The organism is Streptomyces chartreusis, assembly GCF_008704715.1.
Classification (GTDB): Bacteria; Actinomycetota; Actinomycetes; order Streptomycetales; family Streptomycetaceae; genus Streptomyces; species Streptomyces chartreusis.
The window spans coordinates 1,469,986-1,489,318 of sequence record NZ_CP023689.1 but is presented as its reverse complement, the minus strand read 5'-3'; the positions used below and the strand labels follow the sequence as shown (position 1 = coordinate 1,489,318).

Here is a 19,333-nt window from a genome sequence, read left to right as displayed (position 1 = left end):
GAACCGCTATAGATTCTCAGGAGTCCCGCCCGCATCAGCCGCACTCGCAACGCGGCTCAGCATCCCGCCCAGGGCGGCCACTGCCTTGATACCCGACTTCGGCATGAAGTGCACATAGGTCCGCAGCGTGAAGGCCGGGTCCGCGTGACCGAGCCATGCGGCCAGCTGCCCAATGGTCTCACCCTCCGCCAGCACCACGCTAGCGAACGTGTGCCGTAGGACGTGGAAACCATCCTCGCGCGGCATCCTGTACTTCACGCGCCGGCCGGACTTCTCGGTCGACGCAGGGATCACACCGGCCGCGGCGAGGGCCGGCTTCCAGTGCAGCTCGTTGAACATGTCCCGGCTCACCGCTCCGCCGCGAACCTTGCCCGTGTGGCCAGTCGTCACCAGCAGGCGCACGGTCCGCGAGGGCCGCGCCTCCCACGCCAGGTTCGGCCTGTCCGGGTCCACCCACGGCAACGTCACCTCGACCGGCGGGAAGGTGTCCGCGTACTCCTTGATGGCGCGGGCCAGTTCGGGAGGGCATGGCGCTTCCCGTTCCTTGTTCCCCTTGGGCGGCCCGAACGCCAGCCGTCCGTTGACGTTGATGATCTGCCGGACCACCCGCAGCACGTCACCGTCCACGTCATCCGGGGACACTCCGAACGCCTCACCCTGCCGCAGGCCGGACGTGAACCCGAGGTCGGCCAGCATCTGGTAGCGGGTCGCCAGTTCTGCACGCACGGCCGCAAGCGTGGCGTCAGACCACGCCTTCGCCTTCGACTTGGGCACCGTCGGCGCCACGAGGTCCGGGTCGCGGAACGGGTTGACGGGGATCCGCTTGGCCTTGTGCGCGGCCTGCATGATGGACGAAAAGTTCCGCCAGGTCACCACCAGCGTGCCGGTGTCGATGTCCTCTTCGGCCCGGGTCTGCCAGGCCTTCACCTCGTCGTGCCCGATCCGGTTCAGCGGCAGATGGCCCACGTGGGGAAGGATGTGGTTGAAGACCCGCGGCCTCATGGACTGCTTTGTGGTCGGCGCCCTGCGCAGGTTGGGCCACCAGTGCTTCTCCACGTACTCCTGCAACAGCATTTCGCCGTCGCGCGGGTCGTAGAAGGTGCCGCGCTCAGAGTCGGTGGCCGACTCCTTCAGCCACTTCTTCGCCGCCGCCTCGGTCGTGAACGACCGGTCCTTCACGCCGGGGACACCGGCCACACGCCAGCGCTTTCCCTTGCCGTGGCGGGCGGTCTCGCGTCTCTTGCCGGTGGCCGGGTCGGGCTTCTTGGTCAGCCACCGGTCCTCGACGTATCCCGCCATCGCCGCCCCCGTTCGTCACACCTGGCTCATGGGCTCCGGGCTGTTGTCGATGATCTCACCGGCGTACATCTGGAACCAGCGCCCGCCGGCGAGGAACTCCTTGGTGACCGGGTTCATGGCGACGGCGAACTGCTCGGTGTCGAACTCGGGCGGGATGTAGACGGTGATACGCCCTTTGCCTTCGCCGATGCCGATGTCCAGTTCGGGCACCCTGGGGTCGAGTCGGTAGATGACGCGGAGCGAGCAGCCGGGGGTGGCGCGGGAGACGATCTCGTCGTTCCACAGCTGGAACCAGTGGCTGGTGGCGAGGAAGTGGTCGATCTCGTCGTTGAGCTTCCGGATCACGTCGGGGAGGGGCGCATTCTTGTCGACGCGTACTCGGATGGTTCCGCGGTCCTCGTCGATCTGCGCAAGCCTGCCTGTCGGCAGGTCATCGACGGCTATGTAGGCAACGTCCAGCACGAACCCTCCCCGCGTCTCAACAGTGCACGACGAGCCAGATCGGCCGGATGTGCACGGTTGGTGAAGGGTACGTCTACTGAGAGTCGTCAACAACCGGTTGAAGAAATGTCTACATACGGACATTCGCGATCGAATTCCGTGCGGACTCCGTGACGGGGCGTCAACTAGCCTTCGTCGGCCTCACGTTGGGCCTTCTCGTCGGCCTCGATCATCATGCGCCAGCGCAGCAGCTCCGCCCGCGACTTCCCGGCGAGGTGGCCGACGATGATGCGCACCTCGGCGTCGTAGCCGCTCAGCTCGGTCGCCTCGTACAGCAGCCACTGCTTGGCCGCGGCGGCCTGAACGATGCGCAGCGGCCGGCCGATGCCGTTGGCGATGGCCTGCATCTGGGCCGGCGTGGGCGGGTTGGTCGGCGGGTTGCGGACCAGCTTCTGCAGTGACTGCTTGTAGTAGCGAGTGCCAGTTTCCGGGTCGACGGCTCGGTCGGCCATGTCCTGGTAGGAGAGGCCTTTGTCGTTGGCTTCCTGGACGAGCTGGGAGAGGGCGCCGAGCTTCGAGGCGTCGGCCGTCCCAGGGTCTGGAGCGGTGGCCGGGGCCTTCATATCGTCGTCCTCTCGCGTCACTCTCTCACCGGCTGTCTCTAGTAGCAGAAGCGTGCAGCGAAAAACTAGCAGGTCAGTCCGTACAACCATCCTGGACCTGAGACGAAACGTCTACGACTCGATGCTATCTAGACCGAAGCTTGGCCGATACCGGCTATCCGGTCGTCACTGAGTCATTGACGAATCGTCCCTGGGGCGAGTAAGTTGGGGTCATCGAAAGGCACCTCTGCACTCGGGGGATCCATTGAGCGTGCGCTACGTCCTGAGAGACCTGGAAACCTTCCTGAAGATCATGGAACACCCAGGTCGCGGCCAGTCCTACAGCATCCGAGACCTCGCCACCACGGCTCAGGTCAGCAAGTCGAAAATCGAGCGCATCGCGCGTGGCGACCTCGACTGGCTCGACGTCAACGAAGCGCATCGCGTAGTGGAGGCCCTCGGCGTCACCGTCCTGGTGCTCTTCATGCCCCCGACGTCATTGGCTCAATGACATACCGTCCCCACGCCGCCCCCACGAAGGGAAAACCAGTGCCCCGCCTCTCGAAGGAAGGCCCCCCGGCGCCGCCGGAAGGCTTCGTCTGGAGTGACGAAGCCGCCCGCCGGCTCAGCATCACCCGCCGAACCCTCTGGAACTGGCGCCACACCGGCAAGGGCCCCAAGGGCCAGCGCTACCACGGCCGCCTCGTCTACGCGATCGCCGGCATCGACGCCTACAAGAAGGCCGAGCTCGACGCCCTTGTAGCCGACGACGCCGACCGGGTCCACGAGTCCCGGCCGCCGGAGCCCCGCATCCCGCGTCAGCACCGCGCCGCCGCCTGAGCGGCATACAAAGCGGCCGCCCCTTACTGCCAAGCCAGGGACGACCGCAGCGCTCCACCCCTCACGAACCTCACGAAACGAAAGGGGCTTCACGTGAAGCCATCATCCCAGACCACTGCTTACGTGGTCGTGATCGGTGAGAAGCCGCTCGCGGTGGCCACCGACCTGAGCGTTGCACAGGCCGCCGCGCTGACCCGCCAAACTGACTGGGCTGGCGCCGACCAGTGGGAGTACCGCTGGGACGAGTACCTGCCCGGCAAGGTGTGGCGCCTCATGCAGCGCCGCAAGGGCGAGGCGGGCAAGGGCCGCCGGTTCTCCTGGACGACCTACTCGGTGCACACCGCCAACTTCCTGGCGGGCGGTGACGAGTCGTGAGCGACCCGAGCCCCGAGTACGTCGAGCTGACCGAGTTCGACCGCATCACGTCGTCCGTCCCGATGGTGTCGGCATTCCGTGCGCTGTGGAACGAGGCGGAGGAGCTGCTGATCGCTACGCACCCGGACGGGTTCGAGGCGGAGCAGATCGGCCGCCTCGCGTTCGAGGAGCTGCCCGCCTCGGAGAAGGCCGCCGCGCTGGACGAACTGTTCTACGTCTACTGGACGGGCGTCCTCGCCGACCGCGAAGCCCACGCCGTGCAGGACGGGGGCAAGTCGTGAGCAGCACGATGGAGTGGATCCGCCGCACCTACGACGTGCCCGCGCGACACGGCATGCGCATCACCTACGACGGCAAGCCCGCCACGATCGTCGGCGCGGGCGGGGGGTACCTGCGCTTCCGCCTCGACGGCGAGAAGCGCCGCACCGTCGGCCACCCCTGCTACCGCATCGTCTACCCGGCCGTCCCCGAGCCTGCTCGCCCCCGCGGCTGGTGCGCCCACTGCGTGAAGGACCGGGCGATGACCCGCGAAGGCGTCATGGGCAACCACCGCTGGGGAGGCAAGGACTGGTCCGAGCCGTGCCCCGGCTCTGGCAGGGCCCCGTGGAAGCCGGTCCGCAACCTCACCCACCCCGGCGAGCAGCGGACGGAGGACGCGTCATGAGCCAGCACTCCGACATGGACCCGTTCTGGGTCGAGCGGCGCGCCGAGTTCCTCGCCGCGAAGAGCACCAGCGCCGACCCGTCCGCGTGCGGCACCTGCCGTAGCAACGTCGCCGATGGCAAGCCGGTGGAGCACGACGGGTGCGCGCAGCGGGCCACGCTCCTGCACGCCCCGGATCACCCGTACTACGAGATCCTCGCGGGCTTCTCGCTGGAGGAGAACGCGAAGCTGCCGGCCCGCTTCCACGTCCCCGTCTTCGACGACTGCGGGGTGCCGAACTCCTGGCTGTGCGCGGTCTGCCAGGAAGAGGGAGTCGTCACCGGCTGGCCGTGCGCCACCGCCATCAAGCACGGCAAAGAAGTCTTCACCCCGCAGCACGAGGCGGAGACAGCAGCGAAGAAGCAGGCCGCACGCATCGTCCAGCTTGAAACCGCCTTGGCGGCCACCGGCCGGTCGTTGTCGTCCTTCATTTTCGACTCGGACGATCCCGGCGCTGACGCCCTGGGTGCCCAGTGGCTCTACCACCAGGCGATGCCGCAGGCGGACGACCCGTTCGCCCAGCCGCGCGCCTTCCGCTCCAGCGTCTTCTCCGAGGCCGCCACGGAGGTCGAGAAGCTGGACGGCCAGGCGCCGGAGGATCGCGACCGTTCGCAGGCCTACCTGGACGGCTACTCGGACGGTGTGCAGGACGCCGCGGAGCGCCTGGAGAAGCTCGCCGACCAGGCGGCCGAGGGGTCCGAGGTGACGTCATGAACGCCCCGGTGAAGCCGATCGCCGCCCTCGACGTTCCGGCCGAACAACTGGCGCGTGACATTGCCCGCCGGAAGGTCGAGGAGCGTCTCGGCCGAGTCGGCTGGCTGATCCGGCACCCGGAGTGGCCGACCGGCCGCCAGTCGGACGGCATCGCCGCCGAATACAGGCACCTCCTCGACCCCGCCCTCGACTACACCCACGCACCTGCCGCCGAGGAGGCCGCGTCGTGAAGCTCTCTGAGACCTACCTGAAGGCCGCCGACGTCATCCGCACGAACGGCCACTACAAGGGCTCCTACTACGGGGTCGGCGAGTCCGGAGTCGGCATCCAGCTGACCCCGGCCGAGTCGCCAGTCTGCGCGGTCGGCGCACTCAGCATCGCAGTCGACGGGCAGCCGGTCCCGTGCAGCGACGAAGTCGACGTGATCGCCCTCGACTTCGCCCAGCACCTCCGCCTCCCGATGCCCGACTCCTGGCCGACCATCGCCATCAGCGAGTGGAACGACGAATTCGACCGCACCCCGGGCGACGTGATCGCCGCGTTCGAGCAGGCAGCGCGGAAGGTGGCGTGATGGGCTCCCCGATCCGTCTCGCCGACGTCGTCGAGGACGCCCTGATCCGAGTCTGGACCGAGGCGCACCGCGAGTTCGGCCCGGACGAGCGTGAGTGGACGCCGGGCCAGGTCCGCGAGTACGAACTGCGCCTCGACGCCGCCCGCCTCGACGCCGGATGGGTGGTGGCGTGATGGTGACGCTGTCCGTGACCGGCTTCCGTGTCGCCGCGGTCCTGCGCGGCGCGAGTGATCTCGTCGCCTGCTGCGGCTGGGACCCGGCCCGCGACCGCAGCCTGATCGCCCTCATCGACCAGGCCATCGGGCTGGTTCCCGGGAAGGGCAGCCGGAACGCGGAGGAGACTTCCCTCGCCGCCTGGGACCAGCTGGCCGCGCACCTCGGCTGCGACCCCCGCGAATGGGAGCAGCAGCCCGGCCGGGCTGCGGGCGACGTGCAGGACGCACTGCGGGCCGCTGCTGACAAGGCGGCGTCATGACTACCGCGCCGCTGCCGTCGCCGCGCCTGTCGCCGATGGCGGGCCTGTTCAACGCCCTCGTCCGCCACGTCAACCGGCTCCTGCGCAAGCGGATCGGCGAGCTCAACACCCAGATCGCCGACGCCCGGAACCGCAACCAGCAACTCACCACCGCCCGCGACTTCGCCGACAGCGACGGCGCCGGCTACATCGACCGCAGCTTCCTGGAGGCGTGATGGGCGGCCACGAGCTCGAATTCGACTTCGGCCCCTGCGCCATCGACCCGGAGACCCAGCAGGCCGCAGCGAACTATGTCGACCGCTGGATCGCTGCCGAACACCCGCAGCTGACCGCAGCCGAGCTCGCGGCCGACCCGCACATCACCGCCGACAAGCGCGACCTCCTCGCCGCACTCGGACTGAACAAGGAGCAGCCGTGAGCCTCACCATTCCGTGGCCCACCCGCCGTGACCGCAAGCACCGCGCCGTCGACGAGGTGGGTCGGCTCCGCCAGGACATGGCCGCGGTCATGAACCGGCAGGCCGCCGCCGACGACTTCTTCGCGATCCTCATGCACGACGTCGTCACCACCAACGCCGCCTGGGAGCAGGAGAAGCAGCTGCGGGGCGAGGCCGAAGAGGCTGCCGCCCAGATGCAGATGGAGCGCGACGAGTGGCGCGACGAAGCCCTCCGCCTGCGTGCCCAGTTCGGCCCGCAGCTCGCCGCGGAGGCCAACGCCAACCGGGTCACCGTGCCGCCGATGGTGCGTGACACCAGCGCCGTCGAGGACCAGGCCACCGGGCCGATCGACGTCACCACCCTGTGGGCCGCCCGCGACGCCGGACGCCTCGGACCCGTCACCGACCCGGGACAGACCACCACCTGACCCGCCGGCCTGGCGGAGACACCGGTCCCGCCACGGCCGGCGCCCAAGAAGAGGGACCGAACGGCCCACCACACAGCATCTCAAACGGAGGGACACAGCAATGGCCACCAAGCAGGTGGTGATGTACTCGACCGGCCTCAGCAGCTACGAACTGCTGGCGCGGACCATCGCCGAGCACGGCGTGACGAACACCGTCGCCCTGTTCGCGAACGTCCACGCTGAGGACGCCGACAACTACCGGTTCCTGAAAGAGACGGCCGTACACCTCGGCATCGAAGTCGTTGAAGTATCGGACCCACAGAAGCGCACCCCCGTCGACGTGTTCTTCGACGAGGGCATATTCGGAAACTCGCGCTTCACCCCATGCTCGCGGGCCCTCAAGCAGGAGCCCTGCTACGAGTGGCTCTGGAAGAACTGCGACCCGGCCGACACGGTCATCCACATCGGCATCAAGTGGGACGAGCAACACCGCATCCCGGGCATCCTGGCCGGCTACCACCACAACGGCAAACGCTGCCGAAACAAGACACTGCGCGGGCCGCTGTTCACCGAGGACGGCCGGCTGCCAGGCGCGGGCTGCTCGAACCTGATGCCTGAGGCTGAGGCCTGGCGGGTCGAGTTCCAGCTGACGAAGCCGCCGTACTACGAGCAGAGCGAGACCGTCGCACGGCTAGCCGAGGCGGGGATCGCCGCCCCCGCCATGTACGACGAAGGCTACCCGCACGCGAACTGCGCCGGCCTGTGCGTGCGCGGCGGGCAGGCGTACTGGGAGCTGACGTACCGCATCCACCGTGACCGGTACGACTACATGGAGGCCGAGGAGGCCCGCTTCCGGCGCGAAAAGAACGCCGACGTGGCGATCCTGCGGGACTGGAAGGACGGCGGGCGGCCGCTGCCGCTCAGCGAGTTCCGTGAACGGCTCGAAGCCGCAGACCGCGACCGCCCCTCCTTCGACTCCCTCGCCGACGAGCAAAAAGAGGCGTTCGACCGCAACGACTGGGGCGGTTGCGGCGGCTGCTTCACCGACGCCGCCGCATAGACCCGCCGCTGCGGCACCCAAGAAGAAACCCCGAGCGCTCGGAACGCCCGGGGGTCGAACACCAGCATCCCATGGAGACCCTGATGGAAACCAAGCAGCTTGCACTGTTCGGTGACGACGAGATTGTCGGCACCGGCAAACCCGGCCCGTGGCCGGCCGCCGCCGATGGCGACACCCGTGAGGCGCACCCGGGCGAGGACCCGAACCAGCTCGCCTTCGACGACGCCGGGGACGCGGCATGAAGGCCCGCGTGACGCGGCGACAGTTCGCCGACCTCCTCGCCTGGGCCGCCGCTCAACTGGACGCCAAGCCCACCCAGCCGATCTATGCCGGACTGCTCATCGATGCCGGCGACGACACGGTCACGATCGGGGCCGCCTCCCACGGCGGCGGCGCCCGGGCCACTCTGCCGGCCGATGTGATGGAGCCGGGACGCATCGTCGTCCCGGGCCGCATGGCCGCCCAAGTGGTCGGCGCCTACCGGTCCGAGCTCATCGAACTCGCCACGGCCCAGGAGCAGGTCGAACTCGCCGCGGGCCGCGACCTGTTTCGCTTGAGCCTGCTGCCGGCTGGCGACTACCCCGCCGTCGCAGACCAGCCCGACCCCGACGGCACCGTCGACGGGTCAGAGTTGGCCGAAGCGGTCCGCCAGGCCGTGTCCGCCACCGACCCGAAGGTCAACGACCTCCAGGTGTGGCGTTCCGGCATCCAACTGACCGCAGGCGGCGACCGGCTCACGGTGTGGGCCACCGATCGGTACCGCATGGCTGAGCGGACCATCGCCTGGACGCCCGCCCGCGACCAGGAGCCGGTGGGCGCCCTCGTCGTCGGCAGGTCGCTCGTCGACGCCGTCCTCGGCCTCGAAGGCGCCATCTCCCTGTCGCTGGCCGGGAAGACAGTCGGGATCGGCGACCGGGTCCGCTACTCCACCCTCGACCGGCTTGATGAGGCCGGCCGGCAGGACCCGCACCGCTTCATTCCCGCACAGTTCACCACCGAGGCGGTCGCACCGGCCGCCGACCTGATCTCCACTGTCAAGCGGGCTTGTCTCGTCGCCGGCGACGGCAAGCCGAAGATCCTTCTCGGCTTCGGATCCGACGACATCTCCGTGCGGGCCGCCGGCGACGACACCGGCGCGGTCGCCATGGACTACGTCGACGGCCGCCACATCGACGGACCGTCCCTGCAGATCGCATTCCAGCCTGGGCCGCTCCTCGACGCCCTCACGGTGGCCGGCACCGACGAAGTCCGAATCGGCCTCACTGGGCCGACGAAGCCCGCACTCGTACACGCGGTCGGCGACGACACCGACTACCAGCACCTCGTCATGCCCGTCCGCCTCTAGCCCACAACCCCATACGCCGCGTCGAGCTTTCCCTCAAGGCTCCGCGGCACCCCAGGGCCAGCTCCGCGAGGAGCAACCCCCAGCCCCGAGCGGAGCTGGCCCGCCTTCAGTGCACCCAGAAACGGAGAGCCATGAGCACCACCAGCCCCACAAAACCCGCCGCGCCGCTGGCGTTCGTCGATTGCGAGACGACGCACCTGGACCCGCGTTACGGCGACGCCTGGGAGATCGCCGTCATCCGCCGTCGCGAAGACGGGGTGGACGTCGAATACGTCTGGCAGGTCCGCCCCGACCTAGCCACCGCGGACCCCGAGGCGCTGAAGATCGGCCGCTTCGAGGAGCGGTTCGCCATCCCGGACGGCTGGGACGCCGTCGAGTTCATGAAGTCCGGTCCGCCGTTCCGGTCGCTGATCCCTGAGATGCTCTTCGACCTCCAAGAGGCGCTATCGGGCGCGGTCGCCATCGGCTCGAACCCCGGCTTTGACATCGCGTTCCTGACCAAGCTGCTGCAGGCCCACGGCCGCAAGCTGCCCTGGCACTACCGGCCCGTCGACATCGCCACGCTGGCGGCCGGTTACCGGTACGGGCAGGCCGCGTCAGGCGCCTACGGAGGCGACTTCGCCTTCCAGGCGGACTGCCCGCAGCTGCCGTTCAAGTCCTATGACCTGTCGCGCGCCGTCGGCGTCGAGCCGCCCACCAAGGAAGACGCGCACACCGCGCTGGGCGATGCCCGATGGGCCCGCGACGTGTACGACGCGGTGATCGGTGGTGCCGCGTGACCACCACCATCGAACCCGACGAGCTCGAAGCCCGCATCGAACAGCTCGAGGCCGAACTCGACGAGGCCAGCGACAAGATCCGCGAGCTCACCGAGGAACGCGACGAGCTGAAGCGCCGCCACGACGAGCTCGAAGAGAAGGTCGACACCGCCAAGGACACGGTCGAAGAGCTGGCGCGGGAGCTGAACCGGTGACCGCCACCGTGGAGGCGGAGGCGCCTCGCTTCGTCGACGGCTTGGCCGCCGAGTCCTACCACGCCGACAAGACGTCGATCTCGTCGACCGGCCTGCGGGCCCTCCTCGCACCCGGCTGCCCCGCCCAGTTCAAGTACGACCGCGACAACCCGGCCCCGCCCAAGCGGGAGTTCGACCTCGGGCACGCCGTCCACGCGGCGGTGCTGGGGGAGGGCTGCGACATCGTCGAGATCACCGGCTTCTCCGACTATAAGAAGGCCGACGCCCGCATCCTGCGTGACGCCGCCTACGCGGCAGGCAAGGTGCCGCTCCTGCCGAAGGAGAAGCTTCAGGTCGACGCCATGGCGAAGGCGGTCCGCGAGCACCGGGACGCCGGACCTCTGCTCGCACCCGGCATGGGCATCCCGGAGCGGTCGATCTACTGGACGGATCCGGCGACCGGCGTCAGGTGCAGGGCCCGCCCCGACTGGCTGATCATCCGCCCCGAAGTCACGGTCATCGTCGACCTGAAGACCACGACCGACGCCAACCCCGAGGCGTGCAGCAAGGCCATCGAGTCCTACAGCTACCACCAGCAGGGCGCCCTCTACATCGACGGCGTCCAGGCCGCCGGACTCGCCCCCGAAGGCGCCCGCTTCTTCTACGCCTTCCAGTCCAAGAAAGCCCCATACCTGATCACGGTCCGCGAACTCGCCGACCAGGACCAGGACATCGGCCGCGCCCGCAACGAACGCGCCCTCCGCATCTACGCCGAGTGCGAGCAGACCGGCATCTGGCCCGACTGGACCGGACCCGTCCCCACCATCCCCCAGCTCGGCATGCCGGCCTGGGCAACCATCCGACAGTTCGAGGAGTACATCGGTGAGTAACGAGATCGCCACCCGCGACAACCAGCAGGTCGTTGCCGTCCAGCAGCCCGCCAACCAGCCCGTCGAATCAAGCCTCCAGAAGTGGGCGCAGGAAGCGTCCGCCATCTCCGGCATCGCCAACGCCATCGCGGGCACCAGCCTCGCCGGCGCCTACCGGAACGACCGCGACGCCATCGTCGCCGTCATCCTCGCTGGACATGAGGTCGGCCTCAAGCCGATGACCTCGCTCAAGAGCATCGACGTCATCCAGGGGCAGCCCGCCCTGAGGGCCCACGCCATGCGCGCCATCGTCCTCAAGGCCGGGCACGAGATCGAACTCGTCGAGTCCGATGCGCGGCACTGCGTCATGCGGGGCCGCCGCAAGGGCGCCGAGGCGTGGCAGACCGTCGAGTGGGACATGGGGCGGGCCGCCCAGATGAAGCTCACCGAGAAGTCCGAGTGGAAGAAGCAGCCGAAGACGATGCTCATCGCCCGCGCCACGGGCGAGATCTGCAGGCTCGTCGCAGCGGACGCCCTGCACGGCATGCCGTATGTCGCCGAGGAACTCGGCGGCTACGTCCACGGCGAGATCGTCCAGCAGAAGCAGGCGCCGCTGTCCGTCGCCGCACTCACCGCCCCGGTCACGGAGGCGCCGGCCGAGCCCGCGCCGACGGACGTGGTGGACGTCGACACAGACGACGACCACGCCGCCGCGGTCCGCGAACTCCGCGACTTCGGCGAAGACCAGGGCATCACGGACGACATCGACGTCCTCGCCTACGAGGCCCTCGGTGCCCCGCTGGAGCACGTGTCCGCGAACGCCATCCGTGAGCTTGTCGCCAAGCTGCGCAACGCGGCGCAGAACGGCGGTGCCGCATGAACATCGACCACCGCGCCGAAGCCGAGAAGCACCTCGACACCGCGGCCCGCCACTGCAACGAGAACCCGCCCGACATGCGGATCGCCGAAGTCGCCGCCTGGATCGGCCAGGGCTACGCCACCCTCGCCCGCGACGAGGACCAGGCAGCCCGCACCGCCGATCTGCAGGAAGCGCTCCACTCCCTGCGCCGCCGCTTCAACGACACCCGCAGTCTCGTTGCCTCGCACATTGCGAAGGGGCTCGCCAGCCGGGACAAGCAGCGGTGGCAGGCCGCCCGCAACCTCGCGCAGGGGCTCGACGAGGCCCACAACAACGTGGACGACCTCGTCGACGCCCAGCTCTCCGACGACGGCTGGGACACGAAGACGCCCTGGACCTTCCCGGCAGCCCCGGCAGACAGGAACACCCCGTGGGCCCCGACTCCTGACATCACCGCCGAGATCCCCGAGCCCGTCCGTCGAGTCCTCGCCGAATACCTGGCCGCCGCGCTCCTCAGCAAGGGCGACGCCCAGGGCGTGGGCCAGACGATCACCTTCGCCCTGAAGCATGCCGGCGCCGACCTCACCAGCGACATCGAGAAGCGGATCACCGCACTCACCCTCGGCCCCGACCCGTCCGACCCGCCGTTCTAGCCCGCACACAGCGAAGGCCGGCCCGCGGGCAATGCGGGCCGGCCCCTCACCCAGAGAAGGAAAGCACACCGTGTCCGACACCACCGTCCACGACCCGTTCGGGCCGCCCCTCCCGACCGCCGAGGAAGCCGCCGAGGCCGGGCGCATGGGCCACAACCTGCGCTGCAACAGCTGCGGAGGCTACGGCGCCACCTGGATCCCCGGCATGCGCCCCGGATGGGGGGCCCTCGCTCTCTGCCACCCGCACGAGAAGGCGCTGTACGCCATGCAGCGCCGCCATGCGGACGAGCTCCGCACTCTCACCGCCATCAACTTCGAGCAGGACCGGGGGAACCGATGAGCCGCCGCCTCACTCTCGCCGAGCAGGTCGCCGGCGACGCCCGCGACAAGACGCTCGCCCAGCTGGTCCGCCAGGCATCCGACTGGGACAACAAGGTCGCCGCGCAGGCCATCCTCATCTGGCTTCGCGACCACGACACCGTCTCCGCGAACGACCTGCGCGCAGAACTCCCCGACATCGCCGGGGGAGTACTCGCCGGAACCCTGCGCGGCATGTCCCGCAACTACCTCATCCACACCGGGCAGTACGTGCCGTCGACCGCGCCCGCCACCAAGGGCCACCGCATAGCGGTTTACAGGCGCCGCACTGACGCAGACCGGGCGGCGGCGTGATGAGCCTCGCCGCCAACTTCGCCGCCTCCAACCTGTGGTGGCCGTTCACAGTCCTCGCCATCGTCGGGCTCGGCGTCGCCATCTACGAAGGCGTCCTCCAGCGTCGCCGCGACAAGCGTGCGATCGGGAGGCGGCCGTGACTCCCGAGCAGATCGACACCGTCACCAACGGGCTCATCAAGACGTGGGAGCTCGTCGGCGAGTACGGGCCCGGCCTGTTCGCCGCGGCCGTCGCTGGCGGCTGCTGGGTCGCCGCCACCCGCCTCGCACCCCGCCTCCGCGCCCGCCGGGAGGCACGGCGGGCGCGCACCGCCCGACGCCGCCAACTCCTCCGCGAAGTCGAGCAGATGGCCCGCCTCGCACGCGACATCGAAAACGCACCCCTCATCCCCACCCAGCACGGCCAAGACGACCAGCTCCTCGACGCCTGCTGGGACGCATGGACCGCCGACACCCGGAAGGAGTCCCAGTGACCACCGCCGTCCGCGAAGCCCCCCACCACCGCAACCTCACCTGCTACACCGACTACCGCTGCCGGCGGACCGAGTGCGTCGAGCGGTACAACGAGCGCAACATGGCCCGCCTCCGCGCCAAGAAGGCGGGCATCTGGGACGGATTCGTCGACGCCGAACCCGTCCGCCAGCACCTCCTCCAGCTCGAAGCCGCCGGCATTGGGCCCGGCTGGGTGGCCGCCACGACCGGTCTGTCCATTCAGACCATCCGCGACTTCCTCGTCCCCAACATCAGCCGCGGGCGGGGACGCAGGCAACGCACCAGCCCCGACATGGCCGCCAAGATCCTCGCCGTCACGGAGGAGAACCACCTCCGCGGCAAGGTGCCTGGCGCAGGCAGCGCACGCCGCATCAAGGCCCTGGTAGCTGCAGGCTGGCCTCTCAAGCACATCGCCGTGCACGCCGAGCTCAGCCCGCCGAACATGACCGACCTGCTGCACCGGGAGACCGTGTACGCAAGCACCGCCAAGGCCGTCGCCAGCGCCTACGAAGGGCTGAAGGGCCTGAAGCCTGAGCGGCACGGCGTCGACAAGGTTCAGGCGAAGCGAGCCCGCAACTGGGCCGACCGGCAGAACTGGCCGACCGTCGCCTACTGGGCCGAGCGGATGGACGTCATCGACGACCCGGACTTCGAGCCCCTGTACGGGATCACCCGCCGGCTGATCGTCGCCCAGGACGCCAACGAAGTGATGCGGTTCAGCGGCCTCAACCGTGAAGCCGCCGCCGCGCGCCTCGGGGTCTCCAAGGCCTACATCGACCACGCCTTCCGCGACCACCCGGAGTACGCCGTGGAGGTGGCCGCGTGACCTGCCTGACCGGCAAACGCCCCTACCCCAGCAAGCAGGCCGCACGCACCGCCATCGCCTCCGCGAACCGGCGACGTGACCCCCGCCGGCAACGACGAGAACACCGCGCCTACCACTGCGCCAGCTGCAACGCCTGGCACCTCACCAGCAACTAGCCGGACACGACAAAGGCCCCGCTACGGCGAGGCCAAGGAGGGGAGCAGGGGATGGGATCAGTCGGAGTCGTTCAGGCGATCGAGCCGACGCTGCACGGCCTGCTTCTTGCGCCAGGCCTGGACGCGGGCGTGGACGTGGCGGCGGATGTCGTCGGCGCGCGACGTCCCTTCCTCCTCGCACAGCTGCCCGTACTCGGCCCAGACCAGGTCGTCGATGCGGACCATGCGGCCGGGCGTCCCCTTCGTCGTCATGCGGCCAGCGTAGCTGACCGTGCAGTGCCTATACACCCCGCGACCTCGATTCGTATTGCTGATGTGTTGCGGGTGACTATACACCCTGGGGTAGGGTGGAGACGTGCCAAGGCGGCACCAGATCCACAGAAGAAGCCGCCCTGAAGGGCTTGGTTCCGTGCGCCCAAAAGCCCCCAATCAGCACTCGTCAAAGGACACCAACTCATGGCCCGTGGACACGGCCGGATCCTCACCTCGATCTGGGAGGACCCCGACTTCCTGAAGCTCAGTGAAGGAGAACAGCGTCTCTACCTGTTCCTCCTCTCGCAGCCCAACATCAGCCACGCGGGCCTGCTGCCTCTCACCATTCGACGCTGGGCGGGCAAGGTCCGCGGCCTCAGTGAGGCCGAACTCCATTGGCGCCTCGAAGCACTGGAAGCAGCCGGGCTCGCCGAAACCGACAGTCTCGAAGAAGAGCTGTTCATCTGCGGCTACTTCCGGCACGCCGGCATCGGCGGGCAGCCGCGCGTGGTGGCCGCCGCCTACGACGCGATCGTCAAGTCCGCTTCGTTCAGTCTCCGCGGCGTGGCCTCGATCGAGCTGAGTGAGGCCGTCGCGCAGGCCCCTGCTCCCGCAGCACCCCGGGGCGTTCGCGCGCAGGTGCTGCGCCGCGACGGATGGCAGTGCCGCGGATGCGGCTGGTCGCCCGGCGACTACATCCCGCCCGCACTTACGGGACGTCCGCTGTACCGCGGCCTGGAGATCGACCACGTCCACCCGCGGTCACGAGGCGGATCCGGCGACATCGACAACCTCCAGGTGCTGTGCACCAGCTGCAACACCTCGAAAGGGGCCCGAGTCTGATGGCCCGCATTCGCACGATCAAGCCCGAGTTCTTCACGTCGCTGACGATCGCCGACCTCACGCCCGAGCAACGGCTCACCTTTATTGGGCTCTGGACGCACGCCGACGACGCCGGCCGCTGCGTCGACGACCCTCGTCTCATCAAGGCCGCAGTCTGGCCGCTCGACGACCGCACCGCGGCCGACATCGAGGTCGACCTGAAGGCACTCACTGAGTCCTCACTGATTACTCGCTACACGCTCAAGCAGAAGCGGTACATCGCCGTGACGAACTGGCGTGAGCACCAGAGGATCAACCGTCCGACGAAAAGCAAGCTTCCAGCCCCTGACGAGGCAGAACGACCCGACCCTGAGCCTCCGACCAGCAGGGATGAGGACTCACGCACTCCTCACGGAGCGCGCACTGAGGGCTCACCCCAGGAAAGGAAAGGAACAGGGAACAGGGAACAGGGAAAGGAAGGGGTCCCGCGGGCTGAGGCGGACGGCCAAGTCGAGCTCGTCGTCGTCGACGATTCCGACTTCGTCGGCGCAGCAGAAGCAGCGCCCGAGCAACTCGAAACGGTTACGGCGCAGACGATCGTCGCCGAGTGGATCGACCGCTGCACGAAGCGTCCGCCCGGAAACGTCATCGGCCAGGCCTCCAAGCAGATCAAGAAGCTGCTCGACGAGGACATCCACCCGGACGACATCCGGGCCGGCCTCTCCCTGTGGATGCGCAAAGGCTCCGCCCCTTCCGCCATCCCCGGCTTCGTCAACCAGGCCATGAACGCCCAGCCGCAACAGTTCCCCGCCGCCGCTGGAGCGGAGAACGTCCTCGACTTCCCATCTCGCCCCATGTCCACCGCCGACCGACGAGCCGGCGCCGCCTTCGACCTCGCCGCCGAACTCGCAGCAGAGGAGAACCAGTGACTCCGTCCGAAGCCGCCCAACTACTCGGCCATTGCGCCGCGTTCGACAACCGCACGGTCGGCAAGGTCGACGCCCGCGCATGGGCAGCCGCACTCCACGACGTGCCCTTCGACGACGACGCAGTCGCCGCAGTCGCCGCCTTCTACGGCACCCCGCCCAAGGACCCCAGCCAGAAGCTGTGGATCCAGCCCCACAATGTCCGCACCCTCCGCACGAGAATCCGGTCCGCGCGGCTGGAGAACTTCCAGTACGAGCCCGTCCCGGACGAGACCCCGGCTGAGTTCATCGCCCGCTATCGCGGCCAGGTCCAGGCGATCGCCTCCGGTGCCGTCCCGGCGCCGACGGGCCGGTTGGCGCTCGAGGGCGGCCCGTCGAAGCAGTTCGTGGCCGAGTTGGAGGCCCGCGGCTGGGAGGTCGGCCGGCCGGTTGAGGACGGCGACGAGGCCGCGGAGCTTGCCGACCAGGTGCGCCGTTCCGGCCCGCTGGGTGTCGAGTGCCCAGTGGAGAAGTGCCGGGCCGCGATCGGCAAGCCGTGCAAGGGCCCCGGGGGCAGCGAGAAGCAGCCGCTGGGCAAGCCGCGCCTGAGGCCGCACAGCGCCCGCATACGGGCCGCCAACGGCGAGTCTGAGGCCGCCAGCGAGGAGCGGGCCGCGCAGGAGCAGCGGATCCGGCAGATGTCCGCCCGTGCCCTCGCCCGCGAAGCCGACGAGATCGAAGACGCCGTGATCGTCGACGAGGAGGCCGCGTCATGACCGGCGAAGCGATCCCCGAGGACGACGGCATCCAGGTCGCCGACATGAAGGCGATCCGCGCCGAGGGCCGCGACGAACTGCGGGCCCTGATGCGGGCGCAGATCGCGATCGGCAAAGCCCGCCGCGAACCACCCGCCAAGCCAGCTACACCCAAGCCGCCCGGCCACCGTCCCGGCGCCTGGCCCACCGGCACCAGCCCGCCGGGACCGGCGCCCGAACGCAGTCTGCCGCCCGAGGTCTGGGCCGACGCGGTCCGCCGCTACCGCACCGAGCAACGCCAGCTACTCGACGAGGAGAACCAGTGACGATCCGCTACTCCGCCCCGATGCCCGCCGAACTCCGGCACTTCATGCGCGCCGGCCAGCACCCCGCCCGCTCCGTCCCGTGCCCGCACTGCGGGGTCGCCGCCCACAAGCCGTGCAAGCTCCGCACCTCCGGCCGGCTCCTCACCGAGCCGCACCCGCAGCGGGTCTCCGACTGGGCGCAGGCCACCGCCTGCTGCCCCCAGTGCCAGGTCACCCCCGAGACGCCGTGCCACGAAGACGGGCGAGCCCGCACCACCGTCCACGCCCGCCGCTACCAGGAAGCGGAGGACACCGCCGCATGACGCCTTACGAGAAGTTGATGGCCGAGGCGCTCCCGACCGGCACCTTCGGCCACGCTCGGCCCCCGAAGCACCAGCGCACCGAGCCCGCGCCCGCGTGGACGCCCGCCGAGCAGGCCCGGCACCGCGCCGAACTCGACGCCGCCCTCAACGGCTTCGAGCTCGACGACGCCTACGCCAACAACAAGCGCGACCGCTACCGCGAACAGCGCGCACACCTGCAGCTCGTCTCCACCCCGCCGCCCGGCACGTGCACCTGCGCGAAATGCGACGCCAACCCCGCCAGCCGGCAACAGCACCACCCCGCCGCCTAGTCCGCGCGTTGTCCCCCGCCCACCCACACCACGGCCACGAAAGGCGCCCAAATGACCACAACGCCCGAGACCCAGCACCTGTGGGAGTTCGATCACCCGTACTACTGCGAGCCGGGGAACTTCTTCAAGAACGGCCAGCACACCCGCTTCGCCTCCTGGCAGGAGTTCACCGAGGAGACCGTCTTCGCCACCGGCGACCGGGACCTCAACTTCTGCTTCCGCTGGGACTGGCACAAGCCGGGCTTCCACGAGTGGGAGGGGCCGGAGCAGCTGCTGCTGTTCTTCGTCCTCCAGCGCAAGAGCTTCAACTGCTCCGTCGAGATCGACGTGACGGAGGCCGACGAGCCCGCCGTGCGCGCGTTCCTCGCCGACTGCGCCAGCACGCTGCGCGCCACCTGGGAGCCGGTCCTCGCCGCCCCCACCGCCTAAGCCCCCCGTCATCCCGCATCACCCCACCCGAGAGAGGCACACCGTGAACCCGACCACCAACCAGCAGCCCGACCGCCGTACCCGGTACGCGGCAGCCATGGCCGTCCGCGACGGAGACACCTGGCCCACCCAGTACGAGAGCGACGAGCAGGACTACCTGCGCCGCGCCGACGCCGCTATCGCCCTCGCGGACGCCGAGCAGGCAGACCTGCGCTCCTACGAGCAGCGCCTCCGCGAGCAGCACGACCTCGACGTCGCCGAAGTCCGCCGCCTCCGCGACGAGCTCAGCGAGTACGAGGTCATGAACCCGCAGCAGTGCCCGGCCGGGAAGCACGCCGACTGGCTCGTCGACAGCGAGCGCACCCACGCCTGCCCCTGGTGCGAGATCGAACGCCTGAAGTCCGCCACCAAGTGAACTCCCGGACGCCCCCGCTGAAGGAAGCAGCGGGGGCGCACCCCGACCGTATCCGACCTGTCCCGAGGAGAC

At 69.3% G+C, this 19,333-nt stretch carries 39 protein-coding genes; 35 read left to right on the top strand and 4 right to left on the bottom strand.

Annotated features, from left to right (window positions below; translation table 11 throughout):
• Window positions 1-6 precede the first annotated feature (6 nt).
• The 3 genes from CP983_RS06135 to CP983_RS06125 all read right to left on the bottom strand — a co-directional run bounded on the left by CP983_RS06135 (window position 7) and on the right by CP983_RS06125 (window position 2,363).
• Entirely contained in the window at window positions 7-1,299 is a 1,293-nt protein-coding gene (locus CP983_RS06135) for a tyrosine-type recombinase/integrase (protein ID WP_150498848.1), read from the bottom strand.
• A gap of 15 nt (window positions 1,300-1,314) precedes the next feature.
• The gene (locus tag CP983_RS06130) at window positions 1,315-1,761 is read right to left on the bottom strand and encodes a hypothetical protein (RefSeq protein WP_150498847.1); all 447 of its coding nucleotides are present in this window, start codon (window positions 1,759-1,761) and stop codon (window positions 1,315-1,317) included.
• Between the two features lie 164 nt (window positions 1,762-1,925).
• Window positions 1,926-2,363, bottom strand: a complete 438-nt coding sequence (locus CP983_RS06125) for a hypothetical protein (protein ID WP_150498846.1) — start codon at window positions 2,361-2,363, stop codon at window positions 1,926-1,928.
• Between the two features lie 250 nt (window positions 2,364-2,613).
• Here CP983_RS06125 and CP983_RS06120 point away from each other — a divergent pair, with 250 nt between their 5' ends.
• The 27 genes from CP983_RS06120 to CP983_RS43880 all read left to right on the top strand — a co-directional run bounded on the left by CP983_RS06120 (window position 2,614) and on the right by CP983_RS43880 (window position 14,744).
• Window positions 2,614-2,853 (top strand): hypothetical protein, encoded by a 240-nt coding sequence (locus tag CP983_RS06120; protein ID WP_150498845.1) that lies wholly within the window; start codon window positions 2,614-2,616, stop codon window positions 2,851-2,853.
• A 38-nt stretch (window positions 2,854-2,891) separates the two neighbouring features.
• Complete coding sequence (locus CP983_RS06115; protein ID WP_150498844.1) at window positions 2,892-3,182, top strand: helix-turn-helix transcriptional regulator; 291 nt, start codon at window positions 2,892-2,894, stop codon at window positions 3,180-3,182.
• A gap of 93 nt (window positions 3,183-3,275) precedes the next feature.
• A complete protein-coding gene (locus tag CP983_RS06110; protein WP_150498843.1) occupies window positions 3,276-3,557 on the top strand; it encodes a hypothetical protein in 282 nt (93 codons plus the stop codon).
• Window positions 3,554-3,838: a hypothetical protein gene (locus CP983_RS06105; protein WP_229914649.1), complete on the top strand. Its 285-nt coding sequence runs from the start codon at window positions 3,554-3,556 to the stop codon at window positions 3,836-3,838. The genes CP983_RS06110 and CP983_RS06105 overlap by 4 nt, the downstream gene beginning before the upstream one ends.
• Window positions 3,835-4,221 carry a hypothetical protein gene (locus tag CP983_RS06100; RefSeq protein WP_150498842.1) on the top strand — a complete coding sequence of 129 codons (387 nt, stop codon included), beginning with the start codon at window positions 3,835-3,837 and terminating at the stop codon, window positions 4,219-4,221. The genes CP983_RS06105 and CP983_RS06100 overlap by 4 nt, the downstream gene beginning before the upstream one ends.
• On the top strand, window positions 4,218-4,973 hold the full coding sequence (locus tag CP983_RS06095) for a hypothetical protein (protein ID WP_150498841.1): 756 nt from the start codon (window positions 4,218-4,220) through the stop codon (window positions 4,971-4,973). The genes CP983_RS06100 and CP983_RS06095 overlap by 4 nt, the downstream gene beginning before the upstream one ends.
• Entirely contained in the window at window positions 4,970-5,203 is a 234-nt protein-coding gene (locus tag CP983_RS06090; protein ID WP_150498840.1) for a hypothetical protein, read from the top strand. The genes CP983_RS06095 and CP983_RS06090 overlap by 4 nt, the downstream gene beginning before the upstream one ends.
• Complete coding sequence (locus CP983_RS06085) at window positions 5,200-5,544, top strand: DUF6197 family protein (RefSeq protein ID WP_150498839.1); 345 nt, start codon at window positions 5,200-5,202, stop codon at window positions 5,542-5,544. Before CP983_RS06090 ends, CP983_RS06085 begins: the two co-directional genes overlap by 4 nt.
• On the top strand, window positions 5,544-5,717 hold the full coding sequence (locus CP983_RS43900; RefSeq protein ID WP_167537662.1) for a hypothetical protein: 174 nt from the start codon (window positions 5,544-5,546) through the stop codon (window positions 5,715-5,717). Before CP983_RS06085 ends, CP983_RS43900 begins: the two co-directional genes overlap by 1 nt.
• Window positions 5,717-6,019, top strand: coding sequence for a DUF6197 family protein (locus CP983_RS06080; RefSeq protein ID WP_150498838.1), 303 nt, complete (start codon window positions 5,717-5,719; stop codon window positions 6,017-6,019). The genes CP983_RS43900 and CP983_RS06080 overlap by 1 nt, the downstream gene beginning before the upstream one ends.
• Window positions 6,016-6,234, top strand: coding sequence for a hypothetical protein (locus tag CP983_RS06075; protein ID WP_150498837.1), 219 nt, complete (start codon window positions 6,016-6,018; stop codon window positions 6,232-6,234). Before CP983_RS06080 ends, CP983_RS06075 begins: the two co-directional genes overlap by 4 nt.
• The gene (locus CP983_RS06070; protein WP_150498836.1) at window positions 6,234-6,437 is read left to right on the top strand and encodes a hypothetical protein; all 204 of its coding nucleotides are present in this window, start codon (window positions 6,234-6,236) and stop codon (window positions 6,435-6,437) included. The genes CP983_RS06075 and CP983_RS06070 overlap by 1 nt, the downstream gene beginning before the upstream one ends.
• Window positions 6,434-6,883 carry a hypothetical protein gene (locus CP983_RS06065; RefSeq protein WP_150498835.1) on the top strand — a complete coding sequence of 150 codons (450 nt, stop codon included), beginning with the start codon at window positions 6,434-6,436 and terminating at the stop codon, window positions 6,881-6,883. The genes CP983_RS06070 and CP983_RS06065 overlap by 4 nt, the downstream gene beginning before the upstream one ends.
• Before the next feature lie 100 nt (window positions 6,884-6,983).
• Window positions 6,984-7,922 (top strand): hypothetical protein, encoded by a 939-nt coding sequence (locus CP983_RS06060; protein WP_150498834.1) that lies wholly within the window; start codon window positions 6,984-6,986, stop codon window positions 7,920-7,922.
• Between the two features lie 83 nt (window positions 7,923-8,005).
• A complete protein-coding gene (locus tag CP983_RS43895) occupies window positions 8,006-8,164 on the top strand; it encodes a hypothetical protein (protein ID WP_167537661.1) in 159 nt (52 codons plus the stop codon).
• Window positions 8,165-8,172: 8 nt separating this feature from the next.
• A complete protein-coding gene (locus CP983_RS06055) occupies window positions 8,173-9,267 on the top strand; it encodes a DNA polymerase III subunit beta (RefSeq protein ID WP_167537660.1) in 1,095 nt (364 codons plus the stop codon).
• Between the two features lie 131 nt (window positions 9,268-9,398).
• Window positions 9,399-10,046, top strand: coding sequence for a 3'-5' exonuclease (locus tag CP983_RS06050; protein ID WP_150498832.1), 648 nt, complete (start codon window positions 9,399-9,401; stop codon window positions 10,044-10,046).
• Window positions 10,043-10,240, top strand: coding sequence for a V-type ATPase 116kDa subunit family protein (locus CP983_RS43890; RefSeq protein ID WP_167537659.1), 198 nt, complete (start codon window positions 10,043-10,045; stop codon window positions 10,238-10,240). The genes CP983_RS06050 and CP983_RS43890 overlap by 4 nt, the downstream gene beginning before the upstream one ends.
• Complete coding sequence (locus CP983_RS06045) at window positions 10,237-11,109, top strand: PD-(D/E)XK nuclease-like domain-containing protein (RefSeq protein ID WP_167537658.1); 873 nt, start codon at window positions 10,237-10,239, stop codon at window positions 11,107-11,109. Before CP983_RS43890 ends, CP983_RS06045 begins: the two co-directional genes overlap by 4 nt.
• The gene (locus CP983_RS06040; RefSeq protein WP_150498830.1) at window positions 11,102-11,968 is read left to right on the top strand and encodes a hypothetical protein; all 867 of its coding nucleotides are present in this window, start codon (window positions 11,102-11,104) and stop codon (window positions 11,966-11,968) included. Before CP983_RS06045 ends, CP983_RS06040 begins: the two co-directional genes overlap by 8 nt.
• Window positions 11,965-12,600, top strand: coding sequence for a hypothetical protein (locus tag CP983_RS06035; RefSeq protein ID WP_150498829.1), 636 nt, complete (start codon window positions 11,965-11,967; stop codon window positions 12,598-12,600). Before CP983_RS06040 ends, CP983_RS06035 begins: the two co-directional genes overlap by 4 nt.
• Window positions 12,601-12,670: 70 nt before the next feature.
• The gene (locus tag CP983_RS06030) at window positions 12,671-12,940 is read left to right on the top strand and encodes a hypothetical protein (protein ID WP_150498828.1); all 270 of its coding nucleotides are present in this window, start codon (window positions 12,671-12,673) and stop codon (window positions 12,938-12,940) included.
• A complete protein-coding gene (locus CP983_RS06025; protein ID WP_150498827.1) occupies window positions 12,937-13,272 on the top strand; it encodes a hypothetical protein in 336 nt (111 codons plus the stop codon). Before CP983_RS06030 ends, CP983_RS06025 begins: the two co-directional genes overlap by 4 nt.
• Window positions 13,272-13,412 carry a hypothetical protein gene (locus CP983_RS43885; protein ID WP_167537657.1) on the top strand — a complete coding sequence of 47 codons (141 nt, stop codon included), beginning with the start codon at window positions 13,272-13,274 and terminating at the stop codon, window positions 13,410-13,412. The genes CP983_RS06025 and CP983_RS43885 overlap by 1 nt, the downstream gene beginning before the upstream one ends.
• Complete coding sequence (locus CP983_RS06020; RefSeq protein ID WP_150498826.1) at window positions 13,409-13,744, top strand: hypothetical protein; 336 nt, start codon at window positions 13,409-13,411, stop codon at window positions 13,742-13,744. The genes CP983_RS43885 and CP983_RS06020 overlap by 4 nt, the downstream gene beginning before the upstream one ends.
• A complete protein-coding gene (locus tag CP983_RS06015) occupies window positions 13,741-14,589 on the top strand; it encodes a hypothetical protein (protein WP_150498825.1) in 849 nt (282 codons plus the stop codon). The genes CP983_RS06020 and CP983_RS06015 overlap by 4 nt, the downstream gene beginning before the upstream one ends.
• Window positions 14,586-14,744: a hypothetical protein gene (locus CP983_RS43880; protein WP_167537656.1), complete on the top strand. Its 159-nt coding sequence runs from the start codon at window positions 14,586-14,588 to the stop codon at window positions 14,742-14,744. Before CP983_RS06015 ends, CP983_RS43880 begins: the two co-directional genes overlap by 4 nt.
• Window positions 14,745-14,801: 57 nt before the next feature.
• Here CP983_RS43880 and CP983_RS06010 read toward each other — a convergent pair whose 3' ends face one another.
• Window positions 14,802-14,996 (bottom strand): hypothetical protein, encoded by a 195-nt coding sequence (locus CP983_RS06010; protein WP_150498824.1) that lies wholly within the window; start codon window positions 14,994-14,996, stop codon window positions 14,802-14,804.
• 204 nt (window positions 14,997-15,200) lie between these two features.
• Between CP983_RS06010 and CP983_RS06005 the strand changes: the two genes are divergently transcribed.
• Genes CP983_RS06005 through CP983_RS05970 form a run of 8 tightly spaced genes read left to right on the top strand, consistent with a single transcriptional unit; the run spans window position 15,201 to window position 19,261 of the window.
• On the top strand, window positions 15,201-15,839 hold the full coding sequence (locus tag CP983_RS06005) for an HNH endonuclease (protein WP_150498823.1): 639 nt from the start codon (window positions 15,201-15,203) through the stop codon (window positions 15,837-15,839).
• On the top strand, window positions 15,839-16,747 hold the full coding sequence (locus tag CP983_RS06000) for a hypothetical protein (protein ID WP_150498822.1): 909 nt from the start codon (window positions 15,839-15,841) through the stop codon (window positions 16,745-16,747). The genes CP983_RS06005 and CP983_RS06000 overlap by 1 nt, the downstream gene beginning before the upstream one ends.
• Window positions 16,744-17,499 (top strand): zinc finger domain-containing protein, encoded by a 756-nt coding sequence (locus CP983_RS05995; protein ID WP_150498821.1) that lies wholly within the window; start codon window positions 16,744-16,746, stop codon window positions 17,497-17,499. The genes CP983_RS06000 and CP983_RS05995 overlap by 4 nt, the downstream gene beginning before the upstream one ends.
• Window positions 17,496-17,804: a hypothetical protein gene (locus CP983_RS05990; RefSeq protein ID WP_150498820.1), complete on the top strand. Its 309-nt coding sequence runs from the start codon at window positions 17,496-17,498 to the stop codon at window positions 17,802-17,804. Before CP983_RS05995 ends, CP983_RS05990 begins: the two co-directional genes overlap by 4 nt.
• Entirely contained in the window at window positions 17,801-18,106 is a 306-nt protein-coding gene (locus tag CP983_RS05985) for a zinc finger domain-containing protein (protein ID WP_150498819.1), read from the top strand. Before CP983_RS05990 ends, CP983_RS05985 begins: the two co-directional genes overlap by 4 nt.
• On the top strand, window positions 18,103-18,417 hold the full coding sequence (locus tag CP983_RS05980; protein ID WP_150498818.1) for a hypothetical protein: 315 nt from the start codon (window positions 18,103-18,105) through the stop codon (window positions 18,415-18,417). Before CP983_RS05985 ends, CP983_RS05980 begins: the two co-directional genes overlap by 4 nt.
• 51 nt (window positions 18,418-18,468) lie before the next feature.
• On the top strand, window positions 18,469-18,846 hold the full coding sequence (locus tag CP983_RS05975; protein ID WP_150498817.1) for a hypothetical protein: 378 nt from the start codon (window positions 18,469-18,471) through the stop codon (window positions 18,844-18,846).
• Window positions 18,847-18,889: 43 nt separating this feature from the next.
• Window positions 18,890-19,261: a hypothetical protein gene (locus CP983_RS05970; RefSeq protein WP_150498816.1), complete on the top strand. Its 372-nt coding sequence runs from the start codon at window positions 18,890-18,892 to the stop codon at window positions 19,259-19,261.
• Window positions 19,262-19,333: the final 72 nt, after the last annotated feature.

Excerpts from the sequence above, each read along its gene's own strand:
- CP983_RS06035 (WP_150498829.1), top strand. The coding sequence starts at position 11,965 with ATGAACATCGACCACCGCGCCGAAGCCGAGAAGCACCTCGACACCGCG.
- CP983_RS06070 (WP_150498836.1), top strand. The coding sequence starts at position 6,234 with ATGGGCGGCCACGAGCTCGAATTCGACTTCGGCCCCTGCGCCATCGAC.
- CP983_RS06025 (WP_150498827.1), top strand. The coding sequence starts at position 12,937 with ATGAGCCGCCGCCTCACTCTCGCCGAGCAGGTCGCCGGCGACGCCCGC.
- CP983_RS06095 (WP_150498841.1), top strand. The coding sequence starts at position 4,218 with ATGAGCCAGCACTCCGACATGGACCCGTTCTGGGTCGAGCGGCGCGCC.
- CP983_RS05980 (WP_150498818.1), top strand. The coding sequence starts at position 18,103 with ATGACGCCTTACGAGAAGTTGATGGCCGAGGCGCTCCCGACCGGCACC.
- CP983_RS06135 (WP_150498848.1), bottom strand. The coding sequence starts at position 1,299 with ATGGCGGGATACGTCGAGGACCGGTGGCTGACCAAGAAGCCCGACCCG.
- CP983_RS43895 (WP_167537661.1), top strand. The coding sequence starts at position 8,006 with ATGGAAACCAAGCAGCTTGCACTGTTCGGTGACGACGAGATTGTCGGC.
- CP983_RS06075 (WP_150498837.1), top strand. The coding sequence starts at position 6,016 with ATGACTACCGCGCCGCTGCCGTCGCCGCGCCTGTCGCCGATGGCGGGC.
- CP983_RS06050 (WP_150498832.1), top strand. The coding sequence starts at position 9,399 with ATGAGCACCACCAGCCCCACAAAACCCGCCGCGCCGCTGGCGTTCGTC.
- CP983_RS06060 (WP_150498834.1), top strand. The coding sequence starts at position 6,984 with ATGGCCACCAAGCAGGTGGTGATGTACTCGACCGGCCTCAGCAGCTAC.
- CP983_RS06125 (WP_150498846.1), bottom strand. The coding sequence starts at position 2,363 with ATGAAGGCCCCGGCCACCGCTCCAGACCCTGGGACGGCCGACGCCTCG.
- CP983_RS06000 (WP_150498822.1), top strand. The coding sequence starts at position 15,839 with ATGGCCCGCATTCGCACGATCAAGCCCGAGTTCTTCACGTCGCTGACG.
- CP983_RS06005 (WP_150498823.1), top strand. The coding sequence starts at position 15,201 with ATGGCCCGTGGACACGGCCGGATCCTCACCTCGATCTGGGAGGACCCC.
- CP983_RS43900 (WP_167537662.1), top strand. The coding sequence starts at position 5,544 with ATGGGCTCCCCGATCCGTCTCGCCGACGTCGTCGAGGACGCCCTGATC.
- CP983_RS05990 (WP_150498820.1), top strand. The coding sequence starts at position 17,496 with ATGACCGGCGAAGCGATCCCCGAGGACGACGGCATCCAGGTCGCCGAC.
- CP983_RS06080 (WP_150498838.1), top strand. The coding sequence starts at position 5,717 with ATGGTGACGCTGTCCGTGACCGGCTTCCGTGTCGCCGCGGTCCTGCGC.
- CP983_RS43885 (WP_167537657.1), top strand. The coding sequence starts at position 13,272 with ATGAGCCTCGCCGCCAACTTCGCCGCCTCCAACCTGTGGTGGCCGTTC.
- CP983_RS06090 (WP_150498840.1), top strand. The coding sequence starts at position 4,970 with ATGAACGCCCCGGTGAAGCCGATCGCCGCCCTCGACGTTCCGGCCGAA.
- CP983_RS06010 (WP_150498824.1), bottom strand. The coding sequence starts at position 14,996 with ATGACGACGAAGGGGACGCCCGGCCGCATGGTCCGCATCGACGACCTG.
- CP983_RS05975 (WP_150498817.1), top strand. The coding sequence starts at position 18,469 with ATGACCACAACGCCCGAGACCCAGCACCTGTGGGAGTTCGATCACCCG.